At 50.0% G+C, this 17437-nt stretch carries 21 protein-coding genes; all 21 read left to right on the top strand.

The genetic code is table 11. The features are described 5' to 3' along the window. Complete coding sequence (locus tag QMG16_RS19235) at positions 1-957, top strand: glycosyltransferase family 2 protein (protein ID WP_281796921.1); 957 nt, start codon at positions 1-3, stop codon at positions 955-957. 47 nt (positions 958-1004) lie between these two features. After that, entirely contained in the window at positions 1005-2402 is a 1398-nt protein-coding gene (locus tag QMG16_RS19230; RefSeq protein WP_281796919.1) for an O-antigen ligase family protein, read from the top strand. Beyond that, positions 2296-3177: an alpha-1,2-fucosyltransferase gene (locus tag QMG16_RS19225; protein WP_281796916.1), complete on the top strand. Its 882-nt coding sequence runs from the start codon at positions 2296-2298 to the stop codon at positions 3175-3177. The genes QMG16_RS19230 and QMG16_RS19225 overlap by 107 nt, the downstream gene beginning before the upstream one ends. Beyond that, a complete protein-coding gene (locus QMG16_RS19220; RefSeq protein WP_281796914.1) occupies positions 3174-4193 on the top strand; it encodes a glycosyltransferase family 2 protein in 1020 nt (339 codons plus the stop codon). The genes QMG16_RS19225 and QMG16_RS19220 overlap by 4 nt, the downstream gene beginning before the upstream one ends. 370 nt (positions 4194-4563) lie before the next feature. After that, a complete protein-coding gene (locus tag QMG16_RS19215; protein WP_281796912.1) occupies positions 4564-5205 on the top strand; it encodes a glycosyltransferase family 4 protein in 642 nt (213 codons plus the stop codon). Positions 5206-5323: 118 nt separating this feature from the next. Beyond that, complete coding sequence (locus tag QMG16_RS19210) at positions 5324-6544, top strand: glycosyltransferase family 4 protein (RefSeq protein WP_281796910.1); 1221 nt, start codon at positions 5324-5326, stop codon at positions 6542-6544. Positions 6545-6637: 93 nt separating this feature from the next. Next, positions 6638-7282 carry a hypothetical protein gene (locus QMG16_RS19205; RefSeq protein WP_281796907.1) on the top strand — a complete coding sequence of 215 codons (645 nt, stop codon included), beginning with the start codon at positions 6638-6640 and terminating at the stop codon, positions 7280-7282. Beyond that, on the top strand, positions 7242-8462 hold the full coding sequence (locus tag QMG16_RS19200) for an IS110 family RNA-guided transposase (protein WP_281792048.1): 1221 nt from the start codon (positions 7242-7244) through the stop codon (positions 8460-8462). The genes QMG16_RS19205 and QMG16_RS19200 overlap by 41 nt, the downstream gene beginning before the upstream one ends. A gap of 110 nt (positions 8463-8572) precedes the next feature. After that, positions 8573-9877, top strand: coding sequence for a Gfo/Idh/MocA family oxidoreductase (locus QMG16_RS19195; RefSeq protein WP_281796904.1), 1305 nt, complete (start codon positions 8573-8575; stop codon positions 9875-9877). A 103-nt stretch (positions 9878-9980) separates the two neighbouring features. Beyond that, positions 9981-10292: a HigA family addiction module antitoxin gene (locus QMG16_RS19190; RefSeq protein WP_373878760.1), complete on the top strand. Its 312-nt coding sequence runs from the start codon at positions 9981-9983 to the stop codon at positions 10290-10292. Positions 10293-10639: 347 nt separating this feature from the next. Next, positions 10640-10987, top strand: coding sequence for a helix-turn-helix domain-containing protein (locus QMG16_RS19185; protein WP_281796900.1), 348 nt, complete (start codon positions 10640-10642; stop codon positions 10985-10987). Between the two features lie 328 nt (positions 10988-11315). Further along, complete coding sequence (locus tag QMG16_RS19180; protein WP_281796897.1) at positions 11316-11546, top strand: hypothetical protein; 231 nt, start codon at positions 11316-11318, stop codon at positions 11544-11546. After that, complete coding sequence (locus tag QMG16_RS19175; RefSeq protein WP_281796896.1) at positions 11536-11772, top strand: hypothetical protein; 237 nt, start codon at positions 11536-11538, stop codon at positions 11770-11772. The genes QMG16_RS19180 and QMG16_RS19175 overlap by 11 nt, the downstream gene beginning before the upstream one ends. A gap of 216 nt (positions 11773-11988) precedes the next feature. Further along, a complete protein-coding gene (locus QMG16_RS19170) occupies positions 11989-12261 on the top strand; it encodes a DUF2283 domain-containing protein (protein ID WP_281796894.1) in 273 nt (90 codons plus the stop codon). 347 nt (positions 12262-12608) lie between these two features. After that, positions 12609-12920 carry a hypothetical protein gene (locus tag QMG16_RS19165; RefSeq protein ID WP_281796892.1) on the top strand — a complete coding sequence of 104 codons (312 nt, stop codon included), beginning with the start codon at positions 12609-12611 and terminating at the stop codon, positions 12918-12920. Next, positions 12895-13176 carry a DUF4351 domain-containing protein gene (locus tag QMG16_RS19160; protein WP_281796890.1) on the top strand — a complete coding sequence of 94 codons (282 nt, stop codon included), beginning with the start codon at positions 12895-12897 and terminating at the stop codon, positions 13174-13176. The genes QMG16_RS19165 and QMG16_RS19160 overlap by 26 nt, the downstream gene beginning before the upstream one ends. A gap of 444 nt (positions 13177-13620) precedes the next feature. Beyond that, on the top strand, positions 13621-13839 hold the full coding sequence (locus tag QMG16_RS19155) for a hypothetical protein (protein ID WP_281796887.1): 219 nt from the start codon (positions 13621-13623) through the stop codon (positions 13837-13839). After that, positions 13836-14228 (top strand): type II toxin-antitoxin system VapC family toxin, encoded by a 393-nt coding sequence (locus tag QMG16_RS19150; protein WP_281796884.1) that lies wholly within the window; start codon positions 13836-13838, stop codon positions 14226-14228. The genes QMG16_RS19155 and QMG16_RS19150 overlap by 4 nt, the downstream gene beginning before the upstream one ends. Positions 14229-14336: 108 nt before the next feature. Next, the gene (locus tag QMG16_RS19145) at positions 14337-14624 is read left to right on the top strand and encodes a type II toxin-antitoxin system TacA family antitoxin (RefSeq protein WP_281796883.1); all 288 of its coding nucleotides are present in this window, start codon (positions 14337-14339) and stop codon (positions 14622-14624) included. A gap of 112 nt (positions 14625-14736) precedes the next feature. Then, positions 14737-15036: a GNAT family N-acetyltransferase gene (locus tag QMG16_RS19140; RefSeq protein WP_281796881.1), complete on the top strand. Its 300-nt coding sequence runs from the start codon at positions 14737-14739 to the stop codon at positions 15034-15036. A gap of 212 nt (positions 15037-15248) precedes the next feature. Continuing rightward, the gene (locus QMG16_RS19135; RefSeq protein WP_281796878.1) at positions 15249-17420 is read left to right on the top strand and encodes a bi-domain-containing oxidoreductase; all 2172 of its coding nucleotides are present in this window, start codon (positions 15249-15251) and stop codon (positions 17418-17420) included. Positions 17421-17437 lie beyond the last annotated feature (17 nt).

The raw sequence follows: 17437 nt of genomic DNA, 5'->3' as shown, positions 1-17437 counted from the left end.
ATGAAAATATCTATCGTCATACCCTTATACAATAAAGAAGACTTCATAGGCCGCGCCTTAGCTTCCGTAATAGCGCAAACCTATGGAGATTGGGAATGTATCATAGTGGATGATGGGTCCTCCGACCGTAGTCTCGATGTAGTTTCAGGATTTCAAGACCAAAGGATCAAAATCGTCCGACAGCAAAATGCAGGGCCTTCCGCAGCAAGAAACAGAGGCGCAAAAGAAGCCCATGGAGAATGGATCGCCCTTTTGGATGCCGATGATTACTGGTTGAATGATCATTTATCCGTATTGACCGATTTAATCGTCTGCTTTCCTGAATGCAACGTCGTCGCTTCCAACTGGTGGAACGAAGACATGGAAGGAAATCGTACGGTAGCCAACAAATTCTCGACGCAGAACGACACAACCATCGAAGAATATATCGAGTTTGTAGCAGGAGGTTTCGGCCCCCTGGTGCACAGTTCCTCTGCAGCCGTCAGGAAATCCGCATGGGTTACTGTGGGCGGGTTTCGCAATCAGTTCCGTCTGGCAGAAGACGCCGATTTCTGGTGCCGTCTCTCCCTGCAAACTCGGTTTGCTGTATCTCACAGGCCAAGTTCTGTCTATTTTCAGGATCTAACCGGCAATTCCACCCGGTCGTGCCTCTACGTAGGCGATGCCCCATTCATTGACCTTCGCAGGAAAATTCCCACACATCGAAGAAAGAGCTTCGAGAAATATCTCGCAATCTTGCGGGTGAACAGCTTGGCCTTGGGCACTCTTCTGAGTGGCCAGAAGAGATTAACCCGCAAGATGTCCATGGAGTCTTTCCGGCATACAGCACGAAGCAAGGCGTTAGCGTTGCTGTTACTTTCACTTTTACCAACGGAACTTTGCAGAAAATTGTATGCGTCCTTTCGAAGAATAAAGGGATGTTCTCCTATATCGAGTTTCATTTCAGTTCGGCGGTAGAGATAGAGCATTAAAATAGCCATCGGAGGAATGATTAGAATATTCATATGATTTCAATCATAGAAAATACAAAGATATCACAACGCAACCTCAATCAAGGGCGATTATCTTATATCCTTCTTCTTACAATAATTATTTTTTCTGTATGGCCAGAACTTCGAATATCACCATCAGGATTTGAAGTATCTTTTCAGCAAGGGGCAGGCTCGGTAGGAGGAGTTCAAGGCTACCCTAGAATGGTAGAGCTAATGAGCCTAGGTTTCTTAATGACTTCTATTTCTTATGCCTTGAGAAGCGTTAAAAAATTCAACATTGCAAAACTAGCTCTTGTTTTCCTATTTTTCATCAGTCTTATAAGAATTTTTCATTTCTCACAATTTGATGTTCTGAGATCTGGATTTATAATACCTTTGACAGTATTTATATCTTGCCTGTCTATACCTCTTAACACCAAGAGATGTACGACTTTTATATCCTTTATTATATTCGCGGCAATGATTAGTAGCTTAGCGATTTTTTTACAATCATTAAACTTAATACATCTTCCTGCTATTGAAATTTACGATATTTCATCTCAAAAGGTTGGTTATCGTTACGCAGGACTAGGCAACTCTTATGCGTATGAGTCAGCATATCTATGGATTGGAGTTTCAACAGTACTCGGAATTTTATTTCAAAAGCTAAAACCAAAACAAATGTTATTTTATTTATTAATAACTGTAATCATATTTATAAGTGCAATATTTACTGGTGCTAGAACAGGTTACGTAGCAGGATTTATTACTAGTATCTATGCATTATATAAAAACAATTTGATTAGAAATATTAAAAATGTTGTTGTTACAATATTAATTTTTACAATATTTGTCGGTATGATTTTCACAATTAATAAAGAATTTCTTAGTGGCGGTATCATTTCAACACTGAGCGGAAGGCTACAACTTGAAGATAATCGATTAAGGGCTTGGATAGATGGTCTAACTGTGGCATTAAGTTCACCGGTCATTGGAGTAGGCAATTATCAAAGCGCAGCATCGTCACAAGGAATTGTAACTATTGCACATGAACAAAATGGATTCATTGCACTGATAAATTATAGTGGCATATTATCATTTATATTATATATATTCATACTTTTAAAAATATTTCAGTATTTAACAAATCCACATAGTCGTTTTGATGTGTTATCCACCGCATTAATAAACATATCATTATATACAATGATAATTTATATAATTTTTATGATGACCGAAATTATGTATACTTCAGGTCAAATACAGATTATTATTTTTATAATATTTGGAATTACCCTCAATTACATAAGGAATGCTAAACCTGTTGAAAATCATTGCCCGCATCAAAGGCGGCCTCGGCAACCAACTCTTCTGTTATGCCGCTGCCCGTCGACTGGCTTTGGTCAACGGTGTGGAACTGGTCATCGATGACGTGACCGGTTTTGTGCGCGATCTGCAGTACCGCCGCCGGTACGCCCTGGACCACTTCCAAATTCCCTGCCGCAAGGCAACAGCGGCAGAACGTCTTGAACCCTTCGAGCGCTACCGGCGAGGCGTGATGAAATGGTTGTCCCGCAGAAAGCCTTTTGAAAAAAGGCGCTATGTAGAGCAGGAAGGGCTGGATTTCGATGAACGTCTTCTCAGCTTGAAAGTAAGGGGAACGCTCTATCTGGATGGTCTGTGGCAAAGCGAAGGCTACTTCAAGGATGTGGAACGGACCATCCGCGAGGACCTCAAGATCATTCCTCCTACGGATGCACATAACCAACGCATGGCGGAAGAGATTCGCAGCAGCGAGGCCGTGGCCCTGCATGTGCGATGGTTCGACGCTCCTGGCGGTACAGCGACCCACAATATTTCAGTCGACTACTACCAGCGCGCTATCGCCCTAATGGAAAGCACGATTGACTCGCCGCATTACTTCCTCTTTTCCGATGATCCGGAGGCAGCCCGTGCAAAGCTTAGCCTGTCCGAAGCCCGGGTGACTTTTGTTTCCCACAACCGAGGTGACGAAAACGCCTATGCCGATCTATGGCTCATGAGCCAGTGCAAACACTTCATTACCGCCAACAGCACCTTCAGTTGGTGGGGGGCCTGGCTGGGGTTGCATAAAGAGAAGATTATCGTGACACCTGATCTGATGATTGAAGGCAAAGCGGCATGGGGTTTTAAGGGGTTGATCCCAGATGAATGGATAAGAGTATGAACAAGGCATCTTGTAGTACAAATCCTGAGATCACTGTGCTGATGTCCTGTTACAACGCCGGCCGCTGGTTGCATGAAGCAATCGACAGTGTGCTGCAGCAAACATTTAAGAACTTCGAGTTTATCATTCTGGATGATGGCTCAGAAGATGAGACATGGAATATCATTCAGTCTTATTGCAGTAGGGATAAACGAATCGTCGCAATCAGAAAAGAAAATACTGGCCTTGCTGACTCACTAAATGTTGGCATTGCACATGCCAAGGGTACATGGATTGCCCGACTCGATGCCGACGATCTTTGTGAGCCGACCCGGTTGGAAGAACAGATCGCGTTTATTAGGAAGAATCCTGAAATAGTACTACTCGGAACGGGGTTTCTCGAAATCAATGACAGTGGATCAGTACTGAAGAGACACAGTTATCCTGCTAAGCATGATCAACTTCTACATCGTTTGAAAAGATCCATGGCTTTTTTCCCTCATTCATCAGCATTCTATCGTACTGATTTGGTTCAGCGTGTTCACGGATATAATCCACGTATCAAAAGATCTGAAGATACCGATCTGTGGCTACGGTTATCTGAAAAGGGCAAGCTTGGTTGCTTTAAGAAGCCACTTGTGAGAATACGCAAGCATTCAGAACAGATCTCTCTCGATCAGGCAGGAAAACGACAACTATGCGATTCTACGGCGGCAAGAGTCTGTTATTTTCTGAGGTCATCGGGCATCCCTGACCCATCTGCCAGTAATGAAGAGGCAGATTGGAGCAGTTTCTTGGAGTGGGTTGAGAATCGAATCGATCAAGAAAGTGTTTGTGAAAAGCGCAAGGCATGGAATGCTGCACGCTCTGAGTTTCTTCAGGCGAAAAACAGGCTGACAGGTATAATTAGATTTAGCAATAGACTCCTCCACTCATCCCACACTAGAGAGCTGTTAAGCGAAAAGTTCTTTGGTTCTTCGCTGCCGCAACGCTTGGCTTCTGAATGGGTCAAGCACTATATAGAGGAACACTCTTGAACGTCCGGCTCAGAGAACTTGAGAGCAATTCGAGAAAGGTTATATGTGTGGTAAGTAATTGTGCATAAATAACCTATTCATTTTTCAGGTAAGATCGATCCATCTTATGGAAGATGAAAACATAGGAATTTCAGAATAATAGTCCGCTTGCACTGCGTATCCCCAAGCTTGCGTGTGTAATATTGGGACGCCCTTAACTTACTAACTTAAGCCAGGTCCGGCTCCTCTATTCTTGAGATCTCTGCTCCTCGGGCGACCAATTTTCTCACAGCAATCTGCCAAGTTAATAAGTTAAGGGCGTCCCCAACTCCTCCACAGGAGGGTATTTCTCTTCTTCTGGTATTGGCTCCCTATAAAACGATCAGCTCTGGTGACGGTGATATCAAATTCCACGAAGGAAGACCTCCTCCGTTATGTCAAGGTCGATCCTCAGAAGGTTCGCGTCGTTCATGACTGCGTATCCGCAGCCTTCAAGCCCACGCCCAAAGAGTTCAACATCACTAAGCCCATCATTCTTCAAGTCGGTACAGGACCAAATAAAAACCTGGAACGAGTGGCGGAGGCGCTTCAGGGGATTCCGTGTCACCTCCGTGTGATAGGCACGCTGACTGATCGCCAAACAACAGTATTGCAGCGGTTTGGAATCGAGTATTCGTCGGCATCAAATATTTCAGATGAACAGATTGTCGAGGAATATTGCCGCTGTGATATGCTCGTCTTCGCTTCCACTTATGAGGGCTTTGGCCTGCCGATTGTGGAAGCCCAGGCAACCGGTCGACCGGTTGTCACCAGCAACATCCTCTCCATGCCCGAGATAGCGGGTGAATCCGCCTGTCTGGTTGATCCGTTTGACGTGGCGAGCATCCGAGCGGGAATTCTAAGAATATTGAAGGATTCAAACTATCGTGAAGATCTCGTCCAAAAGGGCATTAAGAATGTACAGCGCTTTCAACCCCGAGCAATTACTGCCCAGTATGTCAAACTTTATCGAGAATTACTGGATCAGTGTTGAGCGCTGAAGCCTGTAAGCCGAAGGATATCCGACACATGTGCAGCATAACTTGGTTAACAGATTAGCGCATTGCTGAACAACAAAGAGCAATTCGAGAAAAGTCACATTTGAGGCAAATATGATGAATGTGTTAGTTCTTTGCGCATATTATCTTCCAGGTTTTAAAGCTGGAGGCCCCATTAAGACGATTGCGGGAATGGTCGATCGCCTAGGAGATGAATTTCATTTCAGTATCATTACGAGCGACCGGGACACTCAAGATACAGACCCTTTTCCTCACATCAAGGAAAACAGTTGGCAACAGGTAGGGAAAGCCCAAGTCTATTACATTTCTCCGACGGACAAGACAATCAGAGGTTTCCGGAGAGCGATAGTTTCAAAGCCCTATGACATCCTGTATCTGAATAGCTTTTTTGATCCTCAGTTTACTGGAACTCCATTGTTTTTGCATCGGCTGGGTTTGATTCCGCAGACCCCTGTCATCGTAGCGCCGCGTGGCGAATTCTCAGCGGGAGCCATCAATCTAAAGAAACCTAAAAAACATGCTTACCTTCTAGCTGCACAAATGGTAGGCCTCTATTCGAAAGTCCAATGGCAGGCCAGTAGTGAATTTGAGAAACAAGACATACTTAGAGAATTCTTTAGATGTCCTAATGGATTGAGACACCACAACCTGAAATCAGGAGGTGCGGCAGCACCCGACATTACTCTGGCACCCGACATTACTCTGGCACCCAACATATTAGCATCGTCCAACGAAGAGCTGTTGCCATTTGGAAAGTATGGGCATAAGCCCTTGAGAATCATCTTTCTGTCTCGCATCACCAACATGAAGAACCTTGGATATGCATTGAACGTTCTGGCCAAAATCCAGGCGGATATAGATTTTGATATCTATGGCCCGGTCGATCGGGACAAGGATTACTGGTACGAATGCCAAAGGCTCATCTCGAAACTTCCGAAAAACATCCAGACTCGCTATCTCGGTCCGGTAGAGGCAAGCAAGGTGCAGAAGGTTTTTTCCGAGTACGATCTTTTCTTCTTTCCTACAAAAGGCGAGAACTTCGGCCACGTCATTTTGGAATCCCTTTCTGCAGGATGTCCGGTCCTGTTGAGTGATCAGACACCTTGGCAGGACCTTGAAGAGCATAACGCCGGCTGGGTGGTTCCACTTTCCAAACCGGAGGAGTTCCGCAAGATCATAGAAACGCTTGCTCAATACTCTCAAGAGGAGTTGAGCAAGTTTTTTACCGGAGCTGCACGCTACGCTTATGAAAAACTTGATGATCAAGAGGTTATAGAGCAGAACCGCGCACTGTTTTACGGTGCGAGCATTTAAAAGTTTGTGATTAAATATGTCTCATCCAACCAGTGCTGCAAAAAGAGTTTCGTCCCACCGCTCGGCTTACTGAGACCTGGAAATTTCTGGCTTATGAAACCATTGAATCACAACCTCGCCTTTCAGTCGATATTGATCGGTACAAAATGGAATTCTGGGTTTCTTCTGCCACACCGGAATAAAGACAGTTATCTGATTGAAGTTTCAAAAAATGTCGTCTTGTATCCGATTTCAAATCAATATTTTGTCAGGCGAAATAGCCTTCGCATGGTTTTTAATTACACGAAGGAAATAGGTTTACGCGAAGTTGTACGCAAAATCATTTCACGCAGGAAGGAAAAAGCTCGCAACGCAAAGGCGATGGTTGCCGGTATTGGTCGTGTGCTCGCCGGTCCTGCAGGAGGCATTCCCGCCGATTCTACTGTTCTCTTTATAGGAACTAACGTTCATGCCGAGATGTTCGCGGCACCCCTGATGATGAAAGGTGGTATAAAGGGAGCTGGCGAGGGCGAGGTCGCGCAAGTGAATACGTGGCTTGGACCCAGTCAGCTAACGAGACCCATTGTTTCGCATCGCACCCCGGATTGCTTCTATAGAGAGCGCACGGTAATAGGGCCACGGGTGCCGGGCACCCGCAGGTTGATTCGAAACATGTCCTCGCCATCTCAACATACATTTTACAGGAGGAGTCGAGGACATGGAACTGGAACCGATCCACAAGAGCGCTATAGGCCTTGATGTTCATCAAAAGCATGTGACGGCCTGTCTGATTGCGGAACAGGAAGACGGATCGATCCACACGGAAACACTGACTTTCGGTACGTTTAAGCGGGATCGGCGAGCTTTGGCCAGGTGGGCCAGAGACGCCAACCCCGAAATTGTGGTCATGGAGAGCACGGGCATCTACTGGAAGAGCATCTACTCGGCCTTGGAACGCGAGGGAATCGTTGCCGCCGTTGTCAATGCCCGACACGTCAAGCAGGTTCCCGGTCGCAAAACGGATGTGGCCGACAGTCGCTGGCTGGCCATGCTGGCCCGTTGCGGCCTGCTTCGCGGGAGCTTCATTCCTCCAGAAGAACTGGGAAACCTCCGTCTGATTTCCCGTGAGAGACAGAAGCTGGTTGGGATGCTTGCCAGTGAAAAGAACAGGCTTCATAAAGTCCTCACGGATGGCGGAATACGTCTTTCCGTGGTGGTCAGTGATATTCACGGTCAAGCCGCCCGGCATATGATCGAATGTTTGATCGAGGGCGGAACACCCCTGCAGGCGCTGGAGTTTGCCAACTCCAGGCTCAAAGCCACTCCCGAGGAGTTGCTCGACGCACTCGATGGCGATTTGACTCCCGCCCATCGATTCGTCCTGCGCGAAATCCTCCAGCACATCCGTGAGCTCGAGGCCCGTATCGCTCGATTCGACACCCAATTGCTGGCTGAACTGGAGTCTCACCGCTGGGCTCTGGACCTTCTCCAGACCATACCTGGAATCGATGCCGTGGGTGCGGCTATGTTGATCGTCGAGATCGGACTGGACATGGAGGCCTTCGGCTCCCCACAGCGTCTGGCCTCGTGGGCCGGGGTCTGCCCTGGCAATAACGAATCCGCCGGAAAGCGAAAAAGCGGTCGCATTCGCAAGGGCAACCCATATGTACGACGACTGTTGTGCGAAATGGCCAATGCCGCACGTCGTACCAAAAGCATGTTCCAAAGCAAGTATTCGGGGCTTGTCATACGCCGGGGACACAAGCGCGCCATTATTGCTTTGGCTCATAAGATTCTGAAAATCGTTTTCATTCTGCTCAGTCGCAGGGTACCTTATCGAGATTCACAGGTGGATTACAAAGAGCTGATGGTTCAGCGCAATGCTCCTCGATGGATCGCGGCTTTGCGCCAGTACCATATGCTGCCCACTGCGATCTGAACAGACCTTACCACAACTCAGGTTTTTTTCAATCCGCCCAAAAGCGGAGATGGTGGACTGTTCCCGAGAGCTCATAGTACTTTCACGGTAACCATCCATACTGTTCGGAGGTGATTTCAATTCCATCACAGTTGGTTCGGCTTTGGGGCGGGCCTGAACAGTTCAATGATAGTGAAAGTATTATCCACTGGGATTGGCAAGAACACAATCTTTGGCAGAGAATAACGACGTTGGATGCTCTACATGGCTGGAACCCCTATTCCGGCTTCAATCTTGACTGTGCAGCATGCTCCGCGGCCTTGGATGAGGTGGAAGCATGGCTAACGCATGTTGATCGATCTTCCGGAAAAAAGTTTCCTCGCAGTAAGAACCCATCAGAAAAACAGCCACCGCCACCATCTCCCCAGGAGAGCGTGGAATGTTCTCAGATACGACCTGAAATCCTATATCGTTTTTTAAACCTACAATCTGCTAAACTAAAGGCAAAAGAACTGTCGGCAGTACTATACGGTCTGGGCAATTACGCCAAAACAATCATTTTGCCCAACACCCCAAGAGGCGTTTGTATTAAGTCCATTCATGAAATAGACACAACCCAAATCGGTCCCAATCCATCATCTCACATAACCTGGAGCACCGCCCCCTACCCTGCCCCTGATGACAGGGCAGATGTGTATTTTATCGCCGGATTCCATCATACACATGCTCCAATTGCCATTCATGCGCTTCGCCATGATGCTGTTGCAGTGGTCGAAAAACCAATCTGTACCACGCACTCCCAACTGGAGGAACTCCTGGAAGCAATGCATGGTGGAGGCAAACTCTACGCATGCTTCCACAAAAGATATCTGCCCTTTAACGACTTTGCTTTTGAGGACCTGGGGCAGCGCGCTGATGCGCCGATTAACTACCACTGCATCGTATATGAGGTGCCATTACCGGCACTGCATTGGTACAATTGGCCAAATTCCTGCACTCGTCTTGTTTCCAACGGTTGCCACTGGATTGACCATTTCCTTTATCTCAACCGGTTCTCATCAGTACAATCAGCCAGTGTAAAGCCTTTTACAAATGGTTCGCTAAACGTGACTATCGAATTAATGAATGGTGCCGTTTTCACGATGACCCTCACTGATGAGGGTAGCCAGCGGGTTGGTGTTCAGGATTACATCGAACTTCGGGCAAATGATGTAACCGTTAAGATGACCAATGGATCAGAGTACCAGGCTGAAGGGCGGAACCGCATCCTTCGGCGCAAAAGAATCAATAAAATGCTAACTTATCATCTAATGTATCGGACCATAGGACAACACATTCTTGATGGCAAACCCGGTGACAGTCTGGAGAGCGTCGCATGTTCGACAGGAGTTATTCTTGACCTGGAGGATCAACTGAAATCGTTTATTACGAACTGAACCGAATGTTTTTTTTAATATTTACTGTAAGATGAACAAGCAAAACCCAGAATGCTGGCTCCACTCAATTCTGCATACAATGAGTTTGTAGTTGACTCATTTCATGAGGCAACCTGTATGGCGGAAGGATTACCCCTACATTCACCCCGGTGAAGTGCTCCTGCACGAATTTCTAAGACCCATGAACATCAGCCAAAACAGGCTGGGCCGCGAGATCGGCGTTCCACCCCGGCGGATCAACGAAATTGTGCTCGGCAAGCGTGCCATCACTGCGGACACTGCTCTGGGGCTGGCCCGCTGCTTCGGGATGAGCGAAGGCTTCTGGATGGGGCTTCAGACTGACTATGACCTGGAGGAGACCCGCCGCCGGCTTGGCGACCGCCTGGAAAAGGAAGTCCGGCCATACGCCACGTAGCACTGGGGATTGGGTGGGCAAAAAAATTCCATCTGCAGATTACGCAGGTTGACGCAGATTGAACTTGTGCCCTCTCGGGATTAGGGTTTTGTGATCGATTGCGCCTGGGAATAGGCTCATCTTCAATTCGTGGACATGGTTTTATGGCAACTCATGACGGATTTCGCCTCAATTTGTGAGACAGAATAGAGATCATTCAAGGATCAATATAGCTTTTATTATTGATTAAAAGTTATATCGAGTTATATTACCTCCACAATGAAAGTCATCTGGCAACCCAAGGCGCTTAAGCAGATTAAGAAGGGAGGAAATCAGCATTGTCGGCATTGAGGAGGTAAAAAAACGCGATGAGCACACCTACTGACTACCAAACGATCAAACACGACGGAGAACCCGCCTTTGTCCTGGTACCTTGGGAAGAATGGCGTCGCATCAAGCCCCTTCTGGAAGCCGAAAAGGCTCGCGCCTGCGGCATACCCCAGGAAGTCGTCGAGGCGCATGTCCTGCGGAATGAGCCACTTGTCAAAGCTTGGAGGGAACACCTCGGTATCACTCAAAAAGAGCTGGCAACCCGTATGGGAGTGTCTCAGGCGGCTGTCGTCAAGTTCGAGCGTCCCGATGCCCGGCTCCGTACCTCTACTCTCAAGAAAATTGCCTCGGCTCTGGGACTCAACACAGAACAGCTGCAAGCCTGATAGATTCGTAAAAAGTCGTCACCCCGGTGAAAACCGGGGTCCAGATGTTTTGTAAGTAACTAAAAACACTGGATTCCGGCTTTCGCCGGAATGACGAAATAAGGCCTTTTGCGACTTTTTGCGAGACTATCAAGCTTAAGTACCGAAAATTGTAAGTGCGCGGCCAATTTTTTGTACGAACGGCTTCCAGCCGTGACAGGAACCGGCAATTGTATACTTTGTCGCGGCAGTATCTTATGATCCTTTCCATCCGCAGATTACGCAGATTTTCGCAGATTAAGGACCTTGAGATAGTGGGATATTGTCAAGATGACGCAGGGATGTCGCAATGCAAAAAGCGTCCGCACGCAGAAAGCAAGAGCTGCCGTGCCCGAAATCATCCCGTTGGGCACGACGTGGAGAACTCATGCAGGCGCACGACCACAATTTCAAGAATGTCTTCCTGGATTTCCCGAAAGAGGCCCTCTCCTGGTTGTTGCCGGAAGCGCTGCAGGCCTACGGACAACTCGAACGTATCGAATTTGTGAGGCAGGAGGTTGGCGGCGCCGATGTTGTTTGACAAGTATGTGGACTTCATCGATGTCTACGCGGAAATCCTGGACGAGGAACGTAAAGCCATCTACCGCCTGATGACGGAGAGAGAGGAGACCGCCATATTGGCTCAATACATAAAGGATAAGGGGTTTCAGGAAGGAAGGCGGGAAGGAAGGCGCATCGCCGAAATTCTAACAAGCAATGTTCAACAAGCCACAACAGATGAAAACCACGGAATATTTCACCTATAGCGTGCTTTTGCGGCGGCCTTACCTTAAGATGGAATGGATTCAATACGTTTTAGATCATCCCCTCCGCACGGAAAGACAGCCCAACGGGAGAATTCGGCAATGGGCCTTCATTCCTGAATGGGGCAAGTACCTTCGCGTCGTCACGGAGCCGGATGGGCAAACAGTCCATAATGCCTTTGCCGACCGGCGATTCAAACCTTGAAAGAGGATAACCCGATGGTTTTTCAATATTACCCTGATGATGACATGCTTTATATAGAATTTACAGACGGCACGAGCATCGAATCGGAAGAAGTGGCTCCAGGAATTGTTCTGGACTTCGATGAACGGGGCCGAGTCGTCGGTATGGAGATTGAGGATGCCGGTCAACAGGTCGACCTTTCCAAACTGGAATTGAATTCCATGCCGATCGCTACACTGATCTTCACCAAACGACGAGAAGCAGAAGGCGTGCAGACTCAGAGAGTCAACAAAGAAATGTCTGTCTGAGCCGTCGAATGACATCTAAAGCTGGGCCACACCGCTGCTCCAGCATCAGATTTTGAAGTACGGCCGACTGATCCATGAAGTGGACACTCGCGAACACATTCGGCAGGAAGTTTTGGCACACAGTCACTATTTGGATGGCGCTTTTCTTTACAAGAAACTTGGAAAAGGTAAGAAAAATGCGGCGGACATAGTTTTTCATTTGCCGGACCATTCGCCGGAACCGAAGGACGCAATGCAAAAAGCGTCCGCACGCAGAAAGCAAGAGCCGTCGTGCCCGAAATAATCCCGTTGGGCACGATGCGGATTACGATCATCACAATCCCATCGTGAAGATTCTGCTGCCGAAGATGGATTATAAACCGGAGGAGCGGGCGGAAGTGATTCAGCAGGCGTACCTGGGACTTTTCAGGTTGGCGGCGCCGATGCTGTTTGACAAGTATGTGGACTTCATCGATGTCTACGCGAAAATCCGGGACGAGGAGCGTGAAGCCATCTACTGCTCCGTCAAAGTTGTTATGCCGGGCAAGACAACACCCCCCTGCCCCCCTCAAGGGGGGAATCAACGGGGGGGAACCCTGCGGAACAAAGTTGACAGAGTACGACCGCCTGATGACGGAGAGAGAGGAGACCGCCATGTTGGCTCAATACATAAAGGATAAGGGGTTTCAGGAAGGAAAATTGGAAGGGAGGCGAGAAGGAAAACTGGAAGGAAGACTGGAAGGAAGGCACGAGGGAAAACTGGAAGGGAAGCTGGAGGGAAAATGTGGCCTCCTGGAGAAGATACTGACCCGTCGTTTTGGTCCTCTGCCGGACTGGGCGAAAGATCGCCTGGCGTCTGCGTCGTCGGAACAGTTGGACCAGTGGGCCGAACGGGTGCTCGAAGCAAAGTCACTTCAAGAGGTGTGGGTAGAATAAAGGAGGTCCGGCCGTATGCCGCGTAGTGCCCGGGAGGCTCTCGGGCAAAAGAATATTCCACGATCCTGTCGATCCGCAGATTGGCGCAGATTAAAAACCCTGGGATATTGGGATATTGTCAAAATGACGCCCGGATGCTACCTCTTTAAAGAAAAGAAGTAGACGACGGCACGGATCAGATTAGCGGGCAAGAATATCTGACCGCATGCCCTCCGCAGTCCACGAAAAGATCGTCGAGGTCGCCTGAACTAAGAGCCTATCCGCCCCCCCTGTGGACTTTACAACACCCCCCTTGGTCCCCCCCCTCGAGGGGGGAATTGAAGGGGGGTGTCCGCTGCCGAGGAAGGTTTTCGGATAGGCTCTAAGCGGACCCTTATCGTTTCCTCGGTGTATCTCATTGTTTTATCAATGAGATAATGGTCAGCAGGAAGAAACGAGGCAAAAATGCAGCAAGCCTATAGAACAGAAGCAGAAGTCGCAAAGGATGGCACTCTCACAGTCAAGGGACTCCCCTTTCAGGCTGGAGATAAAGTGGAGGTCATCGTTCGCAGGCACAAACACAAAGAACCAGGGAATATGCGCCGTCCGCTGACTGGAAAGCCGATTCAATATATAGATCCATTTGGCAGTGTTGCGGAAGAAGACTGGGAAGCCTTGAAATGATTGTCCTCGACACCCATATCTGGGTTTGGTGGGTGCATGGAGATTCCCAGCTCACTCGTCGGCAGGTCAAGGTAATCGATGCCGCAGAGGCGGACCTTATCGGTGTGAGTGCCATCTCAGTTTGGGAAGTCGCCAAACTTGTCGAGTACAATCGCTTAAAGCTTCCTTGCCCATTGGGGGACTGGTTTGACGAGGCTTTGAACTATCCCGGTATCCGCCTGGTGGAGCTCTCACCGGAAATCGCCATCGAATCCACTCGACTCCCAGGCGAATTCCATCGCGATCCTGCAGATCAACTCATCGTGGCGACGGCAAGAATATACGATTGCCGGCTCGTAACTTCCGACAGCAAGATTTTGAAATATCCCTACGTCAAAGCAATAGGCTGACGGGCAAAAAAATTCCATCCGCAGATTACGCAGATTTTCGCAGATTGGGAGACGTTGAAGCATCGCAAAAATGACGCCAAGGATGCTATCCTTTTAAAAAGGAGGTAGATGATGGCGCAGATCAAATCAGAGGAAAGGATACCGGCCCGGATGCCCTCCGAGATTTATGAAAAGATTGTGGAGGCGGCCCGGTTGACCGGTGCCACACTGAATCAATTCCTGGTTCAGGCGGCGCTGGAAAAAGCCGATAACGTGCTGGAGCGGGAGAGGGTCATTCATCTGTCCCGAAAGGCGGCTGATATGGTTTTTCATTTGCTGGACCATCCGCCGGAACCTAATGAGGTAATGAAAAAAGCTGCCGCACGCAGAAAGCAAGAGCTGCCGTGCCCGAAATAGTCCCTTTAGGACCTGGCCATGATCGCGTCGCATTTGACTGCGGGAGTGCCGAATTGAATGCGTTTTTCAAAGCGACAGCCAGGCAGCACGCAGCCAAGGGCATATCCCGTACATGGGTCCTTGCAGATCCGAACGCCCCGGAATCGTTATCGGTTTTTTCACCTTGGCGTTATGCGAAATACATGCACAGCATCTTCCCACCAAATATGCCAGGAAATACCCGAAACATCCTCTTGCCGCTGTTCGGCTCGCCCGACTCGCTGTGTCGACAAAGCATCGAAGGCAAGGATACGGCGAAATGCTTCTCATGGAAGCGATCCATCGCACCGTTCTGATTTCTGAGCAGGGAGGTGGCATCGGTCTTTTTGTCGATGCAAAAGATAGTTCGGCTAGATCTTTTTATGAGCACTAGGGGTTTCTTGCGCTACCCGGAAATCCCTTGCGTTTATTCCTGCCGATACAAACCCTTCGCGTCATCACCGCTGATACCGCCGAATTCCCTTTGAACTGCTGACCCGGTACTTCGAAAAGGTCTATCGTTCGGTTTGCCGATGTTCGATTTTGCCTGTCACTAAAACATCCCTCATCCTATCTTTAAAGAAAGAACGAGATTTATCCAATCCCATGAAACAGGTCCTCCAGAATCTCAAAGACGGAAAAACCGAGTTGGCCGAAGTGCCCTGCCCCGGACCCAGGGCGGGGCATTTGTTCATTCGGACCCATGCATCCCTGGTTTCCGCGGGCACGGAGCGCATGCTCCTGGAATTCGGGAAGGCCGGATGGATCGACAAGGCGCGGCAGCAGCCGGACAAGGTCAAACAAGTCCTGGAGAAGGTCCGGACCGATGGGCTCGCCCCGACGCTCGAAGCCGTGCGAAGCAAGCTGGATCAACCCATTGCCCTGGGCTATTGCAATGTGGGTGAAGTCATCGGGTCGGGAAGGGAGAATCCGGGGGGGCTGTTCGAGCCGGGAGCGAGGGTCGTCAGCAACGGCGCGCATGCGGAAATGGTGTGCGTTCCCGGAAACCTCTGCGCAAGGGTGCCCGATGGGGTGAGCGACGAGGAGGCGGCGTTCACTGTGGTGGGAGCCATCGCGCTCCAGGGGGTGAGACTGGCCCGGCCCACGCTGGGGGAATGCTTCGTGGTCACGGGGCTCGGGTTGATCGGGCTCATGGCCGTGCAGCTCTTGAAGGCCCATGGGTGCCGGGTGCTCGGAATCGATCTCGATCCGCGGAAGCTCGAACTGGCGAGGAGCTTCGGGGCGGAGACGGTGGACCTCTCCGGGGGGGAAGACCCGGTGCTGAGCAGCAAAGGGTTTTCACGCGGGCGGGGCGTGGATGGGGTACTCATCACGGCAAGTACAAAAAGCAGCGAGCCCGTGCACCAGGCAGCGCTCATGTGCCGGAAGCGGGGGCGGATCGTCCTGGTGGGGGTGACGGGGCTCGAGCTGTCGCGGGATGATTTTTACAAGAAGGAGCTTTCCTTCCAGGTATCGTGCTCGTATGGGCCGGGGCGGTATGATCCCCAGTACGAGGAGAAGGGGTGCGATTACCCGGTGGGGTATGTGAGATGGACGGAACAGCGGAACTTCGAGGCTGTGCTCGACATGATGGCGGAGGGGAGGCTCGGTGTCCGTCCGCTGATTACGCATCGATTTCCCATAGAAGAGGCGGTACGGGCTTATGAGCTTCTGGGAGGGAAAGAGCCTTACCTGGGGATCATTTTAGAATACCATCCGCAGATGACGCAGATTGGCGCAGATGAAACCTATAGAACCGGAAGAGTTGTAGCTCTTGAAGCTGAAAAGCAAAAAGAAATAGATCGAGACAGCAGAGCGGTTGTTGGTTTTATCGGGGCGGGAAATTACGCGGGGCGGGTGCTCATTCCCGCGTTCAAAGCGGCGGGAGCGGCGCTCCATTCCGTGGCCAGCAGCGGCGGGGTGAGCGCCGTCCATTTTGGGAAGAAGTTTGGGTTTCAGCAGGCTACCACCGAGGCGGAGACGATACTCTCTCATGAGGAGATCGACACGGTTGTGATCGCTACGCGGCACAACACCCATGCCCGGTTCGTGTGCGAGGCGCTGAGGGCGGGGAAGCATGTTTTCGTCGAAAAGCCCCTGTGCCTCACCCTCGATGAACTGGCCGAAATTCAGGATACGGTTGCGTCTCTCCCCGCTTCTCCCGCACCGCCCAAAGTAATGGTCGGGTTCAACCGGCGGTTTGCTCCCCAGGTTCGGAAGATGAAGGAGCTGCTGAGCGGCGTGCAGGGGCCGAAGTCGTTCATTATGACGGTGAATGCCGGGCAGATTCCCGGCGACCACTGGACCCAGGACCCTGCGGTGGGGGGCGGGCGGATCATCGGGGAGGCGTGCCACTTCATCGATCTGCTCAGGTTCCTGGCGGGATCGGCCATCACCCGCTATGATGCCGCCTACGTCGGCGAAGACCGCCTGAGAGACAAGGCGACCCTCACCCTGGGCTTTGCGGACGGCTCCCTGGGCACGGTCCACTATTTCGCCGACGGGCACAAGTCGTTTCCCAAGGAGCGGCTGGAAGTCTTTTGCGGGGGGCGGGTGCTGCAGCTCGACAATTTCAGGAAGCTGCGCGGGTTCGGCTGGAAGGGATTCCGGAAGATGAACCTCTGGCGGCAGGACAAGGGGCAGGCGGCCTGCGCGGCGGCCTTTGTGGAGGCGGTCAAGGAAGGCAAACCCGGCCCCATACCGCTTGAAGAACTGGTGGAAGTGAGCCGGGTGACGATCCACCTGGCATCCGCAGATGACGCAGATTATTTTATATGAAAAAAGGCTCATGGTTC

This window comes from Desulforhabdus amnigena (genome assembly GCF_027925305.1).
Lineage (GTDB): Bacteria > Desulfobacterota > Syntrophobacteria > Syntrophobacterales > Syntrophobacteraceae > Desulforhabdus > Desulforhabdus amnigena.
Note: the sequence above shows the minus strand (reverse complement) of the source record. Positions and strands in the feature narration are given on the sequence as shown.

Excerpts from the sequence above, each read along its gene's own strand:
- QMG16_RS19235 (WP_281796921.1), top strand. The coding sequence starts at position 1 with ATGAAAATATCTATCGTCATACCCTTATACAATAAAGAAGACTTCATA.
- QMG16_RS19230 (WP_281796919.1), top strand. The coding sequence starts at position 1,005 with ATGATTTCAATCATAGAAAATACAAAGATATCACAACGCAACCTCAAT.
- QMG16_RS19220 (WP_281796914.1), top strand. The coding sequence starts at position 3,174 with ATGAACAAGGCATCTTGTAGTACAAATCCTGAGATCACTGTGCTGATG.
- QMG16_RS19210 (WP_281796910.1), top strand. The coding sequence starts at position 5,324 with ATGATGAATGTGTTAGTTCTTTGCGCATATTATCTTCCAGGTTTTAAA.
- QMG16_RS19205 (WP_281796907.1), top strand. The coding sequence starts at position 6,638 with ATGAAACCATTGAATCACAACCTCGCCTTTCAGTCGATATTGATCGGT.
- QMG16_RS19200 (WP_281792048.1), top strand. The coding sequence starts at position 7,242 with ATGGAACTGGAACCGATCCACAAGAGCGCTATAGGCCTTGATGTTCAT.
- QMG16_RS19190 (WP_373878760.1), top strand. The coding sequence starts at position 9,981 with ATGAGGCAACCTGTATGGCGGAAGGATTACCCCTACATTCACCCCGGT.
- QMG16_RS19185 (WP_281796900.1), top strand. The coding sequence starts at position 10,640 with ATGAGCACACCTACTGACTACCAAACGATCAAACACGACGGAGAACCC.
- QMG16_RS19180 (WP_281796897.1), top strand. The coding sequence starts at position 11,316 with ATGCAAAAAGCGTCCGCACGCAGAAAGCAAGAGCTGCCGTGCCCGAAA.
- QMG16_RS19175 (WP_281796896.1), top strand. The coding sequence starts at position 11,536 with ATGTTGTTTGACAAGTATGTGGACTTCATCGATGTCTACGCGGAAATC.
- QMG16_RS19170 (WP_281796894.1), top strand. The coding sequence starts at position 11,989 with ATGGTTTTTCAATATTACCCTGATGATGACATGCTTTATATAGAATTT.
- QMG16_RS19165 (WP_281796892.1), top strand. The coding sequence starts at position 12,609 with ATGGATTATAAACCGGAGGAGCGGGCGGAAGTGATTCAGCAGGCGTAC.
- QMG16_RS19160 (WP_281796890.1), top strand. The coding sequence starts at position 12,895 with ATGTTGGCTCAATACATAAAGGATAAGGGGTTTCAGGAAGGAAAATTG.
- QMG16_RS19155 (WP_281796887.1), top strand. The coding sequence starts at position 13,621 with ATGCAGCAAGCCTATAGAACAGAAGCAGAAGTCGCAAAGGATGGCACT.
- QMG16_RS19150 (WP_281796884.1), top strand. The coding sequence starts at position 13,836 with ATGATTGTCCTCGACACCCATATCTGGGTTTGGTGGGTGCATGGAGAT.
- QMG16_RS19145 (WP_281796883.1), top strand. The coding sequence starts at position 14,337 with ATGATGGCGCAGATCAAATCAGAGGAAAGGATACCGGCCCGGATGCCC.
- QMG16_RS19140 (WP_281796881.1), top strand. The coding sequence starts at position 14,737 with ATGGGTCCTTGCAGATCCGAACGCCCCGGAATCGTTATCGGTTTTTTC.
- QMG16_RS19135 (WP_281796878.1), top strand. The coding sequence starts at position 15,249 with ATGAAACAGGTCCTCCAGAATCTCAAAGACGGAAAAACCGAGTTGGCC.